Source organism: Methylobacterium litchii (assembly GCF_038442315.1).
In the GTDB taxonomy this organism is placed as follows: Bacteria; Pseudomonadota; Alphaproteobacteria; order Rhizobiales; family Beijerinckiaceae; genus Methylobacterium; species Methylobacterium litchii.
This window is the reverse complement of sequence record NZ_JBBXMY010000011.1, coordinates 20,297-36,275: the sequence shown is the minus strand read 5'-3', so window position 1 is coordinate 36,275 and position 15,979 is coordinate 20,297. Positions and strand designations below refer to the sequence as shown.

Annotated in this window: 14 protein-coding genes and 1 pseudogene; 8 read left to right on the top strand and 7 right to left on the bottom strand. The window is 71.5% G+C overall.

The genetic code is table 11. The features are described from left to right. The first annotated feature begins 1 nt into the window (after nucleotide 1). The 6 genes from AAHF99_RS18800 to AAHF99_RS18775 all read left to right on the top strand — a co-directional run bounded on the left by AAHF99_RS18800 (nucleotide 2) and on the right by AAHF99_RS18775 (nucleotide 5,598). The gene (locus AAHF99_RS18800; RefSeq protein WP_342166145.1) at nucleotides 2–895 is read left to right on the top strand and encodes an aliphatic sulfonate ABC transporter substrate-binding protein; all 894 of its coding nucleotides are present in this window, start codon (nucleotides 2–4) and stop codon (nucleotides 893–895) included. A 5-nt stretch (nucleotides 896–900) separates the two neighbouring features. Continuing rightward, nucleotides 901–1,899 (top strand): sulfonate ABC transporter substrate-binding protein, encoded by a 999-nt coding sequence (locus AAHF99_RS18795; protein WP_342166020.1) that lies wholly within the window; start codon nucleotides 901–903, stop codon nucleotides 1,897–1,899. Next, a complete protein-coding gene (locus AAHF99_RS18790) occupies nucleotides 1,896–2,681 on the top strand; it encodes an ABC transporter permease subunit (RefSeq protein WP_342166019.1) in 786 nt (261 codons plus the stop codon). The genes AAHF99_RS18795 and AAHF99_RS18790 overlap by 4 nt, the downstream gene beginning before the upstream one ends. Then, nucleotides 2,681–3,517: an ABC transporter ATP-binding protein gene (locus AAHF99_RS18785; protein ID WP_342166018.1), complete on the top strand. Its 837-nt coding sequence runs from the start codon at nucleotides 2,681–2,683 to the stop codon at nucleotides 3,515–3,517. Before AAHF99_RS18790 ends, AAHF99_RS18785 begins: the two co-directional genes overlap by 1 nt. A 16-nt stretch (nucleotides 3,518–3,533) precedes the next feature. Further along, nucleotides 3,534–4,709 (top strand): FMNH2-dependent alkanesulfonate monooxygenase, encoded by a 1,176-nt coding sequence (gene ssuD / locus AAHF99_RS18780; RefSeq protein ID WP_342166017.1) that lies wholly within the window; start codon nucleotides 3,534–3,536, stop codon nucleotides 4,707–4,709. Nucleotides 4,710–4,938: 229 nt separating this feature from the next. Further along, nucleotides 4,939–5,598: an SCO family protein gene (locus tag AAHF99_RS18775; protein ID WP_243953636.1), complete on the top strand. Its 660-nt coding sequence runs from the start codon at nucleotides 4,939–4,941 to the stop codon at nucleotides 5,596–5,598. Nucleotides 5,599–5,607: 9 nt separating this feature from the next. Here AAHF99_RS18775 and AAHF99_RS18770 read toward each other — a convergent pair whose 3' ends face one another. From AAHF99_RS18770 to AAHF99_RS18750, 5 genes and pseudogenes are all read right to left on the bottom strand, one after another. Further along, on the bottom strand, nucleotides 5,608–7,932 hold the full coding sequence (locus AAHF99_RS18770) for a TonB-dependent receptor family protein (protein ID WP_342166144.1): 2,325 nt from the start codon (nucleotides 7,930–7,932) through the stop codon (nucleotides 5,608–5,610). Between the two features lie 135 nt (nucleotides 7,933–8,067). Further along, nucleotides 8,068–9,249 (bottom strand): annotated as a pseudogene (locus AAHF99_RS18765) (PepSY-associated TM helix domain-containing protein); the annotation flags it as partial. 39 nt (nucleotides 9,250–9,288) lie between these two features. Beyond that, nucleotides 9,289–9,606 carry a hypothetical protein gene (locus tag AAHF99_RS18760; RefSeq protein ID WP_342166016.1) on the bottom strand — a complete coding sequence of 106 codons (318 nt, stop codon included), beginning with the start codon at nucleotides 9,604–9,606 and terminating at the stop codon, nucleotides 9,289–9,291. A 106-nt stretch (nucleotides 9,607–9,712) separates the two neighbouring features. Further along, entirely contained in the window at nucleotides 9,713–10,927 is a 1,215-nt protein-coding gene (locus AAHF99_RS18755) for a nuclease (RefSeq protein WP_342166015.1), read from the bottom strand. A 59-nt stretch (nucleotides 10,928–10,986) separates the two neighbouring features. Further along, nucleotides 10,987–11,781 (bottom strand): hypothetical protein, encoded by a 795-nt coding sequence (locus AAHF99_RS18750; protein ID WP_342166014.1) that lies wholly within the window; start codon nucleotides 11,779–11,781, stop codon nucleotides 10,987–10,989. Nucleotides 11,782–12,010: 229 nt separating this feature from the next. Here AAHF99_RS18750 and AAHF99_RS18745 point away from each other — a divergent pair, with 229 nt between their 5' ends. After that, on the top strand, nucleotides 12,011–12,901 hold the full coding sequence (locus AAHF99_RS18745) for a lipid kinase (RefSeq protein ID WP_342166013.1): 891 nt from the start codon (nucleotides 12,011–12,013) through the stop codon (nucleotides 12,899–12,901). A 163-nt stretch (nucleotides 12,902–13,064) separates the two neighbouring features. Next, nucleotides 13,065–13,934, top strand: coding sequence for an FkbM family methyltransferase (locus AAHF99_RS18740; protein WP_342166012.1), 870 nt, complete (start codon nucleotides 13,065–13,067; stop codon nucleotides 13,932–13,934). On the opposite strand, the gene AAHF99_RS18735 is transcribed toward AAHF99_RS18740, so the two are convergent. Together AAHF99_RS18735 and cheB are read right to left on the bottom strand one after the other, a co-directional pair. Beyond that, on the bottom strand, nucleotides 13,843–14,688 hold the full coding sequence (locus tag AAHF99_RS18735; protein WP_342166011.1) for a CheR family methyltransferase: 846 nt from the start codon (nucleotides 14,686–14,688) through the stop codon (nucleotides 13,843–13,845). The two genes, AAHF99_RS18740 and AAHF99_RS18735, sit on opposite strands and share 92 nt — an antisense overlap. Further along, nucleotides 14,685–15,854, bottom strand: coding sequence for a chemotaxis-specific protein-glutamate methyltransferase CheB (gene cheB / locus AAHF99_RS18730; protein ID WP_243953629.1), 1,170 nt, complete (start codon nucleotides 15,852–15,854; stop codon nucleotides 14,685–14,687). Before cheB ends, AAHF99_RS18735 begins: the two co-directional genes overlap by 4 nt. Nucleotides 15,855–15,979: the final 125 nt, after the last annotated feature.

Below are 15,979 nucleotides of genomic sequence, written 5' to 3'. Positions count from 1 at the left end.
CATGGCCCGTGCGGCCGAACCGGGCGTGCTGCGCATCGGCTACCAGAAGAACGGCATCCTCGTCGTCGCCAAGCAGCAGCGGGCGATCGAGGCCGCCCTCGAACCCCTCGGCCACACGGTGACGTGGGTCGAGTTCTCCTTCGGGCCGCCGCTCCTCGAAGCCCTGTCCCTCGGCGGGATCGATCTGGGCCAGACCGGCGACGCGCCGCCGATCTTCGCGCAGGCCGCGAAATCCACCCTCGTCTACGCCGCCGCGCAGGAATCGGGCGGCTCGGGCTCCGGCATCCTGCTGCCGAAGGGCTCGACCATCGGGAGCCTCGCGGAGCTGAAGGGCAAGCGCGTCGCCTTCGCCAAGGCGTCGAGCGCGCACAACCTCACCGTGGCGGCGCTGGAGAAGGCCGGGCTGTCCTACGCGGACATCGAGCCCGTGACGCTCGCCCCCGCCGACGCGGCCGCCGCCTTCTCGCGCGGCAGCATCGACGCCTGGACGATCTGGGACCCCTACTTCGCCATCGCGGAGGCGGGCGAGGGCGTGCGGGTGCTGGCCACCGCCAACGACATCGCCCCGCAGAACAACTTCTTCCTGGCGAGCCGCGCCCTCGCGACGGAGCGGGCCCCCGTGCTGTCCGCCGCCATCGCCACCCTCGGCCGGGTGGCCGAATGGTGCACCCGGAACCGGGGCGAGGTCGCGGCCCTGCTCTCGCAGGGGACCGGCGTGCCGCTGCCCGCCACGAGGCGGGCGGTGGACCGCACCGATTACGTGATCGGCCCGATGAACCCGCGCGTCACCGCCGCGCAGCAGGCCATCGCCGACCGCTTCCACGCCCTGAAGCTCATCCCCCGCCCGATCCGCGTCGCCGACGCGGTGTGGACGGCGCCCGACCGCAACGGCTGACCCCGATGACCCAGACGAAAGCCCTGTCTCCCAGCGCCGATGCGGGCCCGAGCCGGCGCCTGCTCCTCTCCGCCGGCCTCGGGCTCGCGGCCGGCTTCGCCCTGCGCCCCGCCCGCGCGGCCGGCGGCACCGTGCGGATCGGCTACCAGAAATACGGCTCCCTCGTGCTGCTGAAGGGGCGCGGCGCCCTGGAGCAGGCCCTGAAGCCCCTCGGCTATGCGGTCGAATGGTCGGAATTTCCCTCCGGCCCGCCGCTCATGGAAGCGCTGAACGCCGGGGCCATCGATTTCGGCTCGGCCGGCGAAGCGCCGCCGATCTTCGCCCAGGCGGCGAGCGCGGAACTCCGCTACGTCGCCGCCGAGCCGCCCGCCCCGCGGGGCGAGGCGATCCTCGTGCCCAAGGACAGCCCGATCAAGGGCCTCGCGGACCTGCGCGGGCGGACCATCGCCCTTAACAAGGGCTCGAACGTCCACTTCCTGCTGGTGCGCGCCCTGGAGAAGGCCGGCATCCCCTACGACGCGGTGAAGCTCGCCTTCCTCGCCCCGGCGGACGCCAACGCCGCCTTCCTGCGCGGCGCCGTCGATGCCTGGGCGATCTGGGACCCCTACCTCGCCGCCGCCGAGCGCTCCACGGGGGCGCGGGTGCTGGCCGACGGCCAGGGTCTGGCGCCGAACCGGCAATTCTACCTCTCCCGGCGCGGCTTCACCGACGCGAGCCCCGCGATCGTCGCGGAGGTGCTGAAGGCGATCGGCGAGGTCGATGCCTGGGCAGAGGGCCATGCCGAGACGGTGGCGGCCGACCTCGCCCCCTCGGTCGGCATCCCCGCGCCGGTGCTGCGCGTGGCCCTGGAGCGCCTGTCCTACGGCGTCGCGCCCCTCGACGCGGCGGCGGTGGCGGACCAGCAGAAGGTGGCGGACGCGTTCCACGCGCTGGGCCTGCTGCCGAAGCCCATCCGCGTCGCGGACGCGGTGTGGACCGCCCCGAAGAAGGCCGCCAGCCGATGAGCCGCGCCCTCACCCTGTCGCGCCTGCGCGACGCCACGGTGCCCTGGCTCCTGCCGGCGGCGCTGATCGTCGGGTGGCAGGCCGCCGTCTCCACCGGGCTCGTCTCGAACCGCTTCATGCCCGCCCCGCTCGACGTGCTCCGCGCCGGCTACGACGCCGCGCGGACGGGCGAACTCTGGACGAACCTCGGCGTCAGCACCCTGCGCGCCCTGGCCGGCTTCGCGGTCGGCGGCGGCATCGGCTTCGCGCTCGGCCTCGCCAACGGGCTCTCGCGCCTGTCCGAGACCCTGACCGACACCTCCGTGCAGATGGTGCGCAACGTGCCCCACCTGTCGCTGATCCCCCTGGTGATCCTGTGGTTCGGCATCGGCGAGGAGGCGAAGCTGTTCCTCGTGGCGCTCGGCGTGTTCTTCCCGATCTACGCCAACACGCTGCACGGCATCCGCTCGGTGGATCCGGCGCTGGTGGAGATGGGCCGGGTCTACGGCATGTCCCGGGCCGAGCTGTTCCGCCGGGTGGTGCTGCCGGGCGCCCTGCCCTCGATCTTCGTCGGCCTGCGCTACGCGCTCGGCATCATGTGGCTGACGCTAATCGTCGCCGAGACGATCTCGGCCTCCTCCGGCCTCGGATACATGGCGATGCAGGCGCGCGAGTTCATGCTCGTGGACGTCGTGGTGCTGGCGATCCTGATCTACGCGGCGCTGGGCAAGCTCGCGGACACCCTCACCCGGGCGCTGGAACGCAGCTGCCTGTCCTGGAACCCCGCCTACAGGAGCGCCTGATGCTGCTGCTCGACGCCGTGAGCCGGGACGCGCTCCCCGCCTCCGCCCCCGCCGCCCCCCGCACGGCACCGCCTCCCCGGCCCGCCGGGCGGGGCCTCTCCGTCACCGTGAACGGCCTGCACAAGAGCTTCGACGGCAACCCCGTCATCACCGGGCTCGACCTGTTCCTCCCGGCCGGCAGCTTCACGGCCATCGTCGGCCGCTCCGGCTGCGGCAAGAGCACCCTGTTGCGCACCATTCTCGGATTGGAGCGCCCCAGCGCCGGCCGCGTCACCGTCGAGGCGCCCTCGGCCGCCTCGGCCCGCGCGGCCCCGCCCCGGCGGATCATGTTCCAGGAACCGCGCCTGCTGCCCTGGGCGAGCGTGCTCGACAACGTCGCCGTGGGCCTGACGGGGCTCGGCACCCGCGCCGAGCGCCGCGACCGGGCGCAAGCGGCGCTCGCCGAGGTCGGCCTCGCGGACAAGGCGGGACAATGGCCCGCCACCCTCTCCGGCGGCCAGCGCCAGCGCGTCGCCCTGGCCCGCGCCCTGGTGAGCGGGCCGGGCCTGCTCGCCCTCGACGAGCCGCTGGGCGCCCTCGACGCCCTGACGCGGATCGGGATGCAGGACCTGATCGAGCGCATCTGGCGGACCCAAGGGTTCACCGCCCTCCTCGTCACCCACGACGTGAGCGAGGCGGTGGCGCTCGCCGACCGCATCCTCGTGATGGAGGATGGCGGCGTCGCCCTCGACCTGCGGGTCGACGTGCCCCGCCCCCGCCGCCGGGGCGAGCCGGACCTTGCACGCCTGGAAGGGCGCATCCTCGACCATCTCCTCGGCGCGCCCCAAGCTGCCTGAGAAAGGACGAAGCAAAATGACCCAACCGCATGACGGGCGCGCCGACGTCCTCTGGTTCCTCCCGACCCACGGCGACGGGCGCTATCTCGGCGCCGCCGAGGGTGCGCGGGAGGTGTCCCTCCCCTATCTCCGGCAGATCGCCCAGGCCGCCGACGAGCTCGGCTATTTCGGCGTGCTGCTGCCGACCGGACGCTCCTGCGAGGATTCGTGGGTGGTGGCCTCGGCCCTCGCCCCCCTGACGCGGGACCTGCGCTTCCTCGTGGCGGTGCGGCCCGGTTTGCAGGAGCCCGCCGCCGCCGCGCGCATGGCCGCGACCCTCGACCGGATCTCGAACGGGCGCCTGCTCATCAACGTCGTGACCGGCGGCGATCCGGTGGAGCTGGCCGGGGACGGCGTGTTCCTCTCGCACGACGAGCGCTACGCGGTGACGGACGAGTTCCTGCACATCTGGCGCGGCCTTGTCTCCGGCGAGACGGTCAGCTTCGCGGGCAAGCACCTGCGGGTCGAGAACGGGCGGGTGATCTTCCCCTCCGTCCAGAAGCCCTATCCGCCGCTCTATTTCGGCGGCTCGTCGCCCGCCGGCATGACGGTGGCCGCCGAGCATTGCGACGTCTACCTCACCTGGGGCGAGCCCCCGACGCAGGTCGCGGAGAAGATCGCCGCCGCGAAGGAGGCCGCCGCCGCGAAGGGCAAGACCTTCTCCTACGGCATTCGCCTGCACGTCATCGTCCGCGAGACCGAGGCCGAGGCCTGGGAGGCCGCCGAGCGGCTGATCTCCCGCCTCGACGACGCCACCATCGCCAAGGCGCAGGAGACGTTGAAGCGCCAGGATAGCGTCGGGCAGAGCCGCATGATGGCCCTGCACGGGGGCAAGCGCGACAAGCTCGTGGTCTCGCCGAACCTCTGGGCCGGCGTCGGGCTGGTGCGCGGCGGGGCTGGCACGGCCCTCGTCGGCTCGGCCGATCAGGTCGCCGACCGGATGAAGGAATACATCGACCTCGGGATCGACCGGTTCATCCTCTCCGGCTACCCGCATCTGGAAGAGGCCTATCGCTTCGCGGAACTGGTCTTCCCCAAGCTCCCCTTACGCGAGACCACCGGCCGCGCCGCGAGCAAGGCCCGCAACGACGGTCCGTTCGGCGAGATCATCGCCAACGACCTCGTGCCGCAGCGGCAGGTGTCGGCGAGCTAGGACGGAATACGCCGTCTTTTCCAGCAATCGACCTCATCCTGAGGTGCCCGCGCCAGCGGGCCTCGAAGGAGGGCTCCAGGGATCGCGGAGCCTTCTGGAGCCCTCCTTCGAGGCGGCTTGCGCCGCACCTCAGGATGAGGGGAGTGAATGGGATGAGGGGGGGCGGTGGCAAACCCGCGCCCGCGCCTTTATCTGAAGAAGGCTCCTGCGCCGCCTTCGGATGCCGCCCGTGATCTCGACCCCGCTCGCAGTCCTCGCCTCCGGTGTGATGCTTGCCCTCGTGGCGGCGGGCACGGGCGCGATCATGCTGCAGCAGGGTTCGTCCTTCAGCCATCCGCGCCGGGTCGGCGGGCCGTTCACCCTCGCCGACCTCGACGGCAAGCCGGTGACGGAGGCGGACCTGAAGGGCAAGCCGACCGCCCTGTTCTTCGGCTTCACCCGTTGCCCGGACGTGTGCCCCACCACCCTCTCGACGCTGACGAACGCCCTTGGCCGAATGGGCAAGGACGGCGACAAGCTGAACGTCGTCTTCGTCACCCTCGACCCGACCCGCGACACGCCGGACGTGGTGCGTGACTATCTGACCTCGTTCGATCCGCGCATCCGCGCCCTCACGGGAACGCAGGCCGAGGTCGACCGGATGGCCGACCTCTTCCACGTCCATGTGAAGCGCATCGCCGGCAAGGACGGCGATTACACGCTGGAGCACAGCGCGGCCGTCGAACTCTTCGACCGGACGGGCAAGGTCGTTGGCGAGATCGGCTACAACGAGGAGGAGGCCTCCGCCCTCGCCAAGCTGATCACCCTGGCCTTCCCCGGCCAATGCCATCCCGGCGGCGGCGTCAGCCTCTGGGACGGGGCGGCGGATGGAACCTGCCGCCCCTCGTGAGGGTGGGCCTTAGAAGGACAGCTTCATCCCCCCGGTGATGGTGCGCGGCGCGCCGGCATAGACCGAGCCCGTCGTGGTCGCGAGCACCCCCGCCCCGTTCTGGAACCCGGTCGTCCCGCTGATCGTGTTCGCGAGGTTCTGCGCCGAGGCGACGTAGACCGTGTCGAACAGGTTGCGGACTTCGAGATAGAGGTTCAGCCGCTTGGCGTAGCCGCCGGTCAGCGCCGTCTCGTAATGGACGTTGGCGTTGACGATGGCATAGCCCGGCGCCTTCAGCAGGTTCGCGTTGTCGATGTAGAAATCGTCCTGGAAGACGGTCTCCACGAAGGCGCCGAGCCCGGCCAGCGAGCCGGTTGGCACGTCGTAGCCGATCCGCGCCAGAAGCTGGTGCGCCGGCACGCCGGGGATGGTGTTGCCGGCCCGGTCGAAGAACCGGGTGAGGCTCCCGGCGCTGATCTGCTCGACGTAGCGCGTGTAGATCTGATCGTTGAACCCGTAGGCGGCATAGGCCCGCCAGCCGGGGGCGAAGGCCCAATCCGCCCCGAACTCGATACCGCGATGCTCCGAGGCCGGCGCGTTGAACGTGTAGGCCAGCAGCCCCGCGCCGGGGGATTGCGAGACCAGCTCGTTGCGAAAGAACTCGTAGAAGCCGGTGAGGCTCACGGTGACGCCCGGCTGCGGGGTCCAGTCCGCACCGAGGTCGAAGCCCAGATTCTCCTGCGTCTTCAACTGGGTGTTGTTGCCAGGCAGGCCCGCCGGGGTGATGAACAGGTTCGAGGCGGCCGGCGTGGTGTAGCCGGTGGCCGCGCGGGCGCGCAGCTGCCACGCCTCGCTCGCCCGGTAGACGAGGGCCAGTTCCGGCGCCGTGTTCAGGAACTGCCGGTCCGTATTGGCCACGGTGCGGGTGATGCCGCTGGCCGCATAGCTGTAGGCGAGGTTGCGGCCGGTGATGCGGGTCGATTCCGCGCTGATCCCGGCCACCGCCGTCAGCCGGTCGGTGAGCGCCAGCTCCATCCGCGCCCGCCCGCCGAGATTGTCCTGCACGGCGCTCTGGTCGCCGATCAGCCCCCCGAGGCTCGGGCCGTTATAGGGCGCGCGATTGTAGGTCGCGATGTGATTGTCGATGCGGTTGTAGGCCAGCGCCACGTACCCCACCGCCGGCAGTCCGAAGAGGTCGCCGCGCCGGGTCAGGTCGGTGAGGAAGTTCCACGACGGGTACGAGCCGGTCGAGGAGGTCGTGTAGAACGGCTGGTCGAAGTTGCGCTCATCGAAGCCGAGTTGCGTCCGCCACGTCGTATTGGCGTCGAAATCGTGCTCGTAGCGCAGGCCCACGATGGTGCGGCGGTCGTTGCGCTGAAGCGAGGCTTCGGTCGCCGTCACCGCCACGGTGCGCCCGAAGGCGCCGTTCACGAAGTAATTGTAGGTCGTGCAGCCCGGTGCCGCGTTCAGCGCCGAGGCGCAGCCCAACTGGTACGGGTTGATGCCGTACTGCGCCAGGGACGAGCGCGCCGCGAGGTTGGCGTGCAACTCGTTGTTGATGACCTTCAGGGTGAAGCGGTTGTCCGGCGTCGGGGTGTAGCTCGCCAGCAGGTTGATGGTCTGGGTGTCGTAGGAGGAGTGGTCCTGATAGCCGTTGCCGCGCACGTCGCTGGCGAACAGGCTGATCTCGAACGGGCCGCTCACCCCGCCGACCGTGAAGTAGTTCGACAGGTAGCCGAACGAGCCGGCATCGACGCCATACTCGTAGCCGTCGATCTCCCGGCCGGTGCGGGTGCGGAAGGCGATGGCGCCGCCCGTGGCATAATTGCCGAACAGGGCCGATTGCGGCCCCCGGAACACGTCGATCCGGCTGTAGGCGCGTGGATCGGTGATGTCGAACCGCGAGGCGCCGTCCGGCTGGGTGACGATGAACCCGTCCTCCAGCACGACCATGTTCTTGATGACGCCGGTCGAGCGGGCGTTGTTGCCGCGAATCGAGACGATGACGTCCCGCGCGCCGTTGCCCTGGCGCACGGTCACGCCGGGGCTGTTGATGAGCACGGAGCCGATGCTCGTCGCCGGCCGGTCGGCGATGGTGTTCGCGCGGCCGATGGCGGTGACGACCTGCCCCACCGGCTGGTCGATCACGACCGATGAGCTGTTGGGCGGGGCGGCGACGCCGAAGGACCGGACGGTGGCCGGGCCGCCTTCGCCGGTGACGGAGAGTTCGTCCAGCGTCACCGCCTCCTGCGCCCGCGCGGGCGAGGCGCCGACGAGGCACGCGCCGCAGAGGAGCACGGCCGGCGCGGCGCGGCGGGCCACGACGCGCCGGAGGGCGAGGTCGAGGCCGAGCATCACGAGGATCGCGAGGCCGGTGAGCGGAAACAGGGCGCCGAGCCCGATCACGAGGGCGGTGACGCCCGCCATCACCCGCCTGTCGCGGGGCCAGGGCGGGGCGCCGAGTCCGCCCTTCGGCCGCCGCTTCCACCACATCGTGGCCGCCGTAATGGAGAGCAGGATCGTGGCGAGGCAGAAGGCCAGCATGGCGAACTGGTTCGCGCGTCCCCAATACTGGCCGAGATGGATGCCGATCCCGTATTGGATCAGCCGCCCCACGGGGCCGAGTTCCTGGAAGGGCACGTCGACCAGGGGCTTGCCGGAATATTGGTCGAGGGAGATGACCCGCTGGCGGGCGACATCCTTCGGATAGACCGCCGCCGCGTAGACCCCCTGCGGACCCATCGGCAGGGACAGTTCGTAGCCGCGCGGCATCCCGAGCCGGCCGAGGATCGCGGCGGCCTCGTCGATGCCGATGGGCTTACCCCCAGCGGTGGAACGCGGGACCGGCGCGTCCCGCATGGTCCAACCGGTGGAGTCGAGCACCTGTCCCATCGGGACGGTCGAGACCGGCTTGCTCGCCCAGAGGATCGTCGGCTGGCCGAGACCGGCGGCGTTCGACCAGTGGCGGAGCTGGTCGCCCCACCAGACCGACCAGGGCAGGCCCGTCAGCGCCAGGAAGAGCAGCCCGCCCCCCGCGACGATTCCGATGACGGCGTGGAGATCCCGCCACCACACCCGGCGGCGGGGCGTGGCGCGGATCGTCACGACCCCGCCCTCCTGCCCGCGCGGCCACCACAGGTAGAGGCCCGTGAGCACGAGGATGATCGCGAAGCCGGCGACGATCTCGATGATCCCGTTCGCCAGCGGCCCGAAATAGGCGAGGCTGTGCAGCCGCTTCACCACCGTGAAGAACTCGGAATCCCGGTCCACCGTGTCGAGGACGGTGCCGTCTGCTGGGTCGAGGGAGACGAGGATCCGGCGCGGCCCTTCGGCCAGCGTCACCACGGCGGAGGCATCGGGCCGGGCGGGGTCGGTGTAGGAGAGCGGCGTGCCGCCGGGGACCGCCTGCATCGCCTCGAAGATCAGCCGGTCCGGCCCCAGCGGCGTGGCACTGGGCGCCACGATGCTGCGGCCCGCGAAGACGGTGGCGTTGATCTCATCCTTGAAGAGGTACAACGCCCCCGTCGCGGAGAGGGTGACGAGGAAGGGCAGGCAGAGCAGCCCGGCATAGAAGTGCCAGCGCCAGACGGCGCGATAGACGGCATCACGCGAGACGCGCGCGGCCTGCGCGACGCCGAGCGGGCGGGCGCTGCCGGAAAGCGAGAGCGACATGGGAATGGGTCCGTGACTGAGCGATCGGGGGCGGATCGGTCAGACGACGGGCGGACCTCGGGACGAGACGGCGCGGTTCGGCGGGCCGCGCACGGGCGGCCGCTCGGCGACGCGCCAGACCGGCGCCACGTGGCGACGGGGAGGGACGACGAGGGCGACGGCCTGCGGGACCGGCGCAACGAGGGGCTGGGCGAGATGGGCCGCGAGGCAGCAGAGCTGCTGCGGACAAGGCGTGCCCTCGTCGGCCGGTACGCCCTCATGGGCGGCGCAGATCACCCCATCGGCGTTGAGGAACGTCGGAACGGGCTGGATGGAGACGAGGAAGACCTGAAGCAGCAGGCCGTAGAGCGCGGCCACCGTGATGACCGCGCGGCATCGAGCCGATCGGTCTGAGGGCCTGCGCATGGATCTTCACTAGGCTGGAGAATCAGCCTGCGTCAACGCCCCGCGTGGCCTCGCGCGGTCAGCGTTTCCACACCCCGAGGCGCTCGCTGCGGGCGTGGTCCTCGGCGGCCACGAGTTCGGGGCTCGCCTCGGGGGAGGCGCGGCCGCCGCCGTTGTAGAGCACTACCTCCGAGAGGTCGCGGCCATCGACGGTGCAGTTCATGTTCTCGCTGCCCGGCGCGGGCTGGCAGCTCACCGCCCGCCCGCCGATGTAGCGGGCGAGTTCGTCCGCCTGCCCGCCGCGCACCCATTCGACGCCGAACAGGTGCAGCAGCTTGCCGCCGACCTTCAAAGTCGCGGTGTCGATCACCTGCACCGTGCCGGTGATGGCGTTAGCGGCGGGGGGCGGGGCGTCGGGCTCGGGATCGCCCCGTCCGTCGCCTTCCGGCGGCGGCGTCACGTTGTCCGGCACCGAGGGGGTACGGGCGGTCTGGGCCGGCTGGGGGGTCGGCTCCGGCGCCGGGGTGGGCGCAGGCGCAGTCTGGGCCTGCCGGGTGGCCGGGGTCTGCGCCGTCTCCGGCGAGCGGGGGGCGCTCACGATCACCGCCAGGAGCACCATGGCGCCCGTCGCCACGGCGGCGGCGCCGAGCCAGAACCGGCCGCGATGCCCGTCCGCGTCCCCGGCGGTGATCCGGTCGCGCAGGGAGCCGACGCGCTCACCCAGCGCCTCGCGGACGCTGCCGCCCGCCTCGCCGTCCCGCTGCAGGCGGCCCCTCAGGGTCGCGAACGCCCCGGCGGCCGAGCGGGCCAGGGCCCGGCCCTGCACGGAGGAATGTTCGGCAAGCGAGCGCGCCCGCTCCGATTGCGAGCCGATGAAGCGCGCCGTGGCGGCCCGCATCTCGGAGGCCTGCGCCGCGAGGGCGGATTCCGCCGCCGGCTTGGCCTCGGGCTCGGGGGCCGGCTCCGGCTCGGGGGCCAGGAACAGGCCGGGATGCTTGGTGCGCTGCTCGGCGATGAGGTCGGCCAGGGTGAAGGGGCGTGGCTCGGCCCCCTCCCCCGCCGCGTGAACGCGCGGGGCGCCGTGGCGGTCGAGGACGCGATAGCCGGGTGTGCCCTCCCGCGGTTCCAGGGCCGCCTGGAGGATCAGGAGCAGGGTGCGCTCGGCCACCGGATGCGGCCGCGCCTTGCGGATCTCGGCGAGGACGACCTCGCGCAGGGCGGCGCGCTCCGGCGCGTCGAGCCGGGGATGCGCCGCCGCCTTCTCCTGATCCGCCGCGACTGTCGAAGCCGTCATCCGCCCCTGCCTGCTGCTCCCGCCGGCCGGGAGGGCGGGCGGGGAACGATGGGAGGCTCTTAGCCCCTGCCTGCGGACGGGGCCAGGGTCTCGGCCCGCGCCTGTCCGGCGCCGTCGCGGTGCAGCACCCGCCCGCTCTCGGCGACGATGACCGGGCGCTGACCGGCGAAGCTCACTTCGAGCACCAGTTCGGACGCGCCCCGCGACACCGCGCCTCGCTGCGGGTTGGCGGCCCGGAAATCGACGATGGCCCGCACGATGCAGGTCGCCCCGTCCGGGGTGCAGCGGGTGCTGAAGGCGCGGGCCGCGTAGCGCCGCTCCGGCCAGCGCCGCACGAAGCCGCGCTTCTCGTCGAGGAGCCCGGCCAGCGTGGTCGGGCGCCCGTAGAAGCGGACGCGGGTGCCGTAGAAGCGCGGCGTGGCCCCGACCATCTCATCGCCCGACGAGGAGACCACCGAGAGGTAATCCATCGCGAGCGCCTGGGCGGCCTCGACCCGGCCGGCGGGCGCGGGGGCCTGCGCCATCGGCGCGGCGACCGGGCCTGCGGCGGGGGTGTCGGCGAGGCGGGTCGCACGGCGGGCGTGCCGGTGGCGCGGCGCCGGGCGCTCGACCTCGGCCTGACGCGTCGGGCGCTTGGGACGGGCAGCCGGCGCGGCGGCGGCCTTGGTGGGCGGCGCCTCGGGGGCGGCCTTCGCGGGCGCCTCGGCCGCCGGAGCGGGCTTCGGCGCGACCGGGGCGGATTTCGGCGGATCGACCCAGGCGCGTGGATCGGCCGAGGCCGGCAGCGCGAGCAGGGGCAGCACGAGCCCGAGGGCCGTGGCCAGGGTGCGGAAGGGAATGGGGGTGGCGCGCATGGGACCGGCCCGACCGAAGCGAGGGGGGAGGCTCTAGGAGAAAAACGCACCCGGGTGCCGCATGGGTTCCGGGCGAAGAACAGGCATCGCAGGTGCCGACCCGACTCACCAGTGGCGAATTCCGGGGATGATGGGGTTGAGTTCACGCGTCTGACGACCAAGTGCCGAAAAGCAACACGTGTGGCGACAGCCGGCGGAGAACGATGCGCAACCCCATGACGGTCTCCCGATGACCGCGCAGACCCGTCGGGCGCTGCTCTGCTGCAACGCCAAGGCCCGCAACGGCAGCCTCTCGCTGGACGAGGTGCGCGCCGTCCTGCGCGCCGGGGGCATCGAGCCCGTCGATCCACCGGGCGACGGCGATGCCTGCGCCGCGATCCGGTCGATGGCGGGCGAGGTCGATCTCGTCATCCTCGGCGGGGGCGACGGCACCATGAACGCCGCCGCCGAGGCCCTGGTGGAGACCGGCCTGCCGCTGGCGATCCTGCCGCTCGGCACCGCGAATGACCTCGCGCGGTCCCTCGGCCTTCCCCTCGACCCGCTGGCCGCCGCGAAGTTCATCCCGAGCGCGCAGCCGCAGCCGGTCGATCTCGGCTGGGTCAACGGCCATTACTACTTCAACGTCGCGAGCATCGGATTCTCGGCCGAACTCGCGGGCGAACTCACCTCGGAGGCGAAGAAGCGCTTCGGCGTGTTCGGCTACGCGGTCGCCGCCGTGCGGGTGCTGCGCCGGGTGCGCCCCTTCGGCGTCACCATCGAGCACGACGGCAAGGTGGAGAAGGTCACGACCATCCAGGTCTCCGTCGGCAACGGCCGCCATTACGGCGGCGGCATGACGGTGGAGCAGGAAGCCGCCGTCGATGACGGCAACCTCGATTTCTACAGCCTGGAGGTCGCCCATTGGTGGCGCCTCCTGGCCCTGCTGCCGGCCCTGCGCCGGGGGACGCACGGCAAGGCGGCGGACGTGCGGGCCTTCAAGACGCGGGAGATCCGCCTGACGACCCGCAAGCCCCGGCCGATCAACACCGATGGCGAGCTGACCACCCACACCCCGGCCCACTTCAAGGTGATGCCGAAGATCCTGCGGATCTACGCGCCACCGCCCTCCCAGCGGGGCTGACCCCGCGCGTCACTTCGCGCGGCGCTCTATATTGATCTGCGGAGACAACCGAAAGTAGTTATCTTGATTCAGTGGGATACAGCGATATTCACTGCCTAAATCACACACGATCATGGTAGACCCGTCGCCTCAGGACTGAAAGCCCAAGCTTCAAGGCGCCGCGATGGCCAGAGCGATCGTTTACGATTTCGGCATGAACCAGGGCGACGACGTCGAGTACTATCTCGCGAAGGGTCACGACGTCGTCGCCGTCGAAGCGAATCCCGCCCTGTGCGAAGAATGCGGGGCGCGTTTCGCCGTGGAGCTGCAATCCGGGCGGCTCACCATCCTCAACGCCGTCATCACCGACGCCGACGACGAAGGCGAGGTGGATTTCTACATCCACAAGACGAACCATGTCCTGAGCCAGTTCCCGGCTCCGCGCCCCGGCCAGAGGGACGAGTTCGATCGGGTCCGGCTGCCCAGCATCCCGGCCGCCACGATCGTGCGCCGGCACGGCACGCCGCACTACATCAAGATCGACCTCGAGGGCTTCGATCAGAACGTCCTGAGGAACCTGTTCGCAGCCGGCATCAGGCCCGCCTTCCTCTCGGCGGAGAGCCATTCCGTCGAGGTGTTCGCCCTGCTCTGCGCGAACGGCTACAAGTCTTTCAATCTCGTCGATGAAGCGACCGTCAATCAAGTCTATCGGCACACCATCATCGTCTGCGCGACGGGACGGAGGTGGTATTCCTTCAAGTTCCACTCGGCCGGGCCCTACGGCCTCGACCTCACGTCGCCCTGGCTCGATGCGGAGGCGTTCTTTTACAAGCTGGCGGAGGTCAAGCTCGGGTGGAAGGACATTCATGCGAGCCGCGAGCCCATGCCGAGCCGGCTCACGCCGCCGCTGAACGGCGCCGTGAGGAGCTGGCACTGGGGTTACGGGCCACCGCCCGCGGACCCTATCCCGCCGCCGCCCTCAGGGCCGGGGTCGGCACCGGCGCGTGACCGTACAGGCCCCGGTGCTTGGTATCGGGGGCAAGGCGGTCGGTAAGGCCGATCACCGTCTCGGCGGCGCCGAGTAGCAGCGCGCCGCCGGGCACGAGGCTGTTGCCGAACCGCGCCAGGATCTCCGACTTGGTCGGCGCATCGAAGTAGATGAGCACGTTGCGGCAGAAGATGACGTCGAACGTGCCGAGCCCCTCGTAGCCGTGCAGCAGGTTGAACTGGCGGAACTCGACCATCGACCGCAGCGAGGCCGCGATCTGCCACTGTTCTCCGATCTGCGTGAAGTACTTCAGCAGCCACTGCACCGGCAGGCCGCGTTGCACCTCGAACTGGCTGTAGAGCCCGAGCTTGGCCTTATCGATCACCTCGCTGGAGATGTCGGTGGCCACGATGTCCACCTGCCAGCCGGCGAGCTTAACGCCCGCCTCCTGCAGCAGCATGGCGATGGAATAGGGCTCCTGCCCCGTCGAGGCCGCCGCGCACCAGATTCGCAACCGCCGCCGGGCGGCGTTGCGGGCCAGCGCCTCCGGCAGCACCACGTCCCGGAAGAGGTCGAAGGGCAGCCGGTCGCGGAAGAAGAAGGTCTCGTTCGTCGTCATGGCCTCGACCACGGCGCGCTCGATGGCGGTGTCGTGGCCGATCTTCAGGCTTCCGATCAGGTCGCGCAGGGTGGCGTAGTTGAAGCGCCGGCAGACCGGGGCGAGCCGGCTCTCGACGAGGTACCGCTTCTCGGCGGTGAGGGCGAGCCCGGAGCGCTGCTTGAGGTAGGCGCGCAGGAACTCGAAATCGAGCTCTGTCATGCCGGTTGACCCGTGATCATGGCCCGGAGCGCCGGGCCGATCTCGGGCAGGGGCAGGATGGCCTCGGCGAGGCCGGCACGGGCGACACTGCCCGGCATGCCCCAGACGGTGCTGGTGGCCTCGTCCTGGGCGAGCACCGGGCCGCCCGCCTCCACGAGGGCGCGGGCCCCGTTGGTCCCGTCCGAGCCCATGCCGGTGAGGATCACCGAGGCCGTCGCCGCGCCGAAGATCGCCGCCGCGTCCTTGAACAGCACGTCCACTGCCGGGCGGCAGAAATTCACCGGGGCGCCGTCGTTGAGCTTGATCACCGTGCCGCCGGCCACCGCCGCGAGGCCCATGTGACGCCCGCCGGGGGCGACGTAGATCCGGCCCGGCTCGATGCGCTCGTCGGCCTTGCCCTCGGCGGCCGGCAGGCCGACCCGCGCCGAGAGGTGCTCGGCGAACACCGCCGTGAAGACCGGCGGCATGTGCTGCACGATGAGCGTCGGCACCCGCCTCAAGGCCGCCGCGCCGATTCCGGCCAGGGCCTCGCCCACGGCGCGCGGGCCGCCGGTCGAGGAGCCGATGAGCAGGACGCGGGGGGTGGTGGCGACGCGGGCGCGGGGCCGCAGGACGACGGGGGCGGCAGGCTTGGCCGCCGCGACGGGCGCGGCCGGGACCGGCGTGGAGGTCTGCGTGGTGGGCGCGGCGGTGGTGCGCCGGCCTCGGGCGCGGGCGGCGCCGAAGACGCGGACGCGCTCGATCAGGTCGGTGCGGAAGGCGTCGGAGGTGGTGACGCCCCGGTTGCTCTCCGGCTTGGCGATGTAGTCCACCGCGCCGAGCGCGAGGCATTTCAGGGAGATGTCGGCGTTGCGCGTGGTCAGCGTCGACATCATCACGACCTGGAGGGTCGGGCTCGCCGCGAGCATGCGCGGCAGCGCCTCCGTGCCGTCCAGTTCGGGCATGTCGATGTCGAGGAGCACCACGTCCGGGTCGTGGCGCGACATCATCTCCAGGGCGATCTTGCCGTTCGAGGCGGTGCCGACGAGCTGGAACCCGGCCTCGGTGATCCAGCGGGCGACGAGGCCCCGGACCACCGCCGAATCGTCGGCGATCAAGACGCGCACCGGGCTGCTCGGCGTTGAGGCAGGCATGCGCGGCGCCGCCGCCGCAGGACTCGAAGCCATGACCTTGTCCTCTCCCCTCGCCGACCCGATCCGGGCCCCGAAGGCGCCGCACCTCACCCGTGTTGGCGGGGAGGAGGCGGCGCCCACCCCGGGGCCGGTACAGCGTGAATATCCGAGACTAAGCG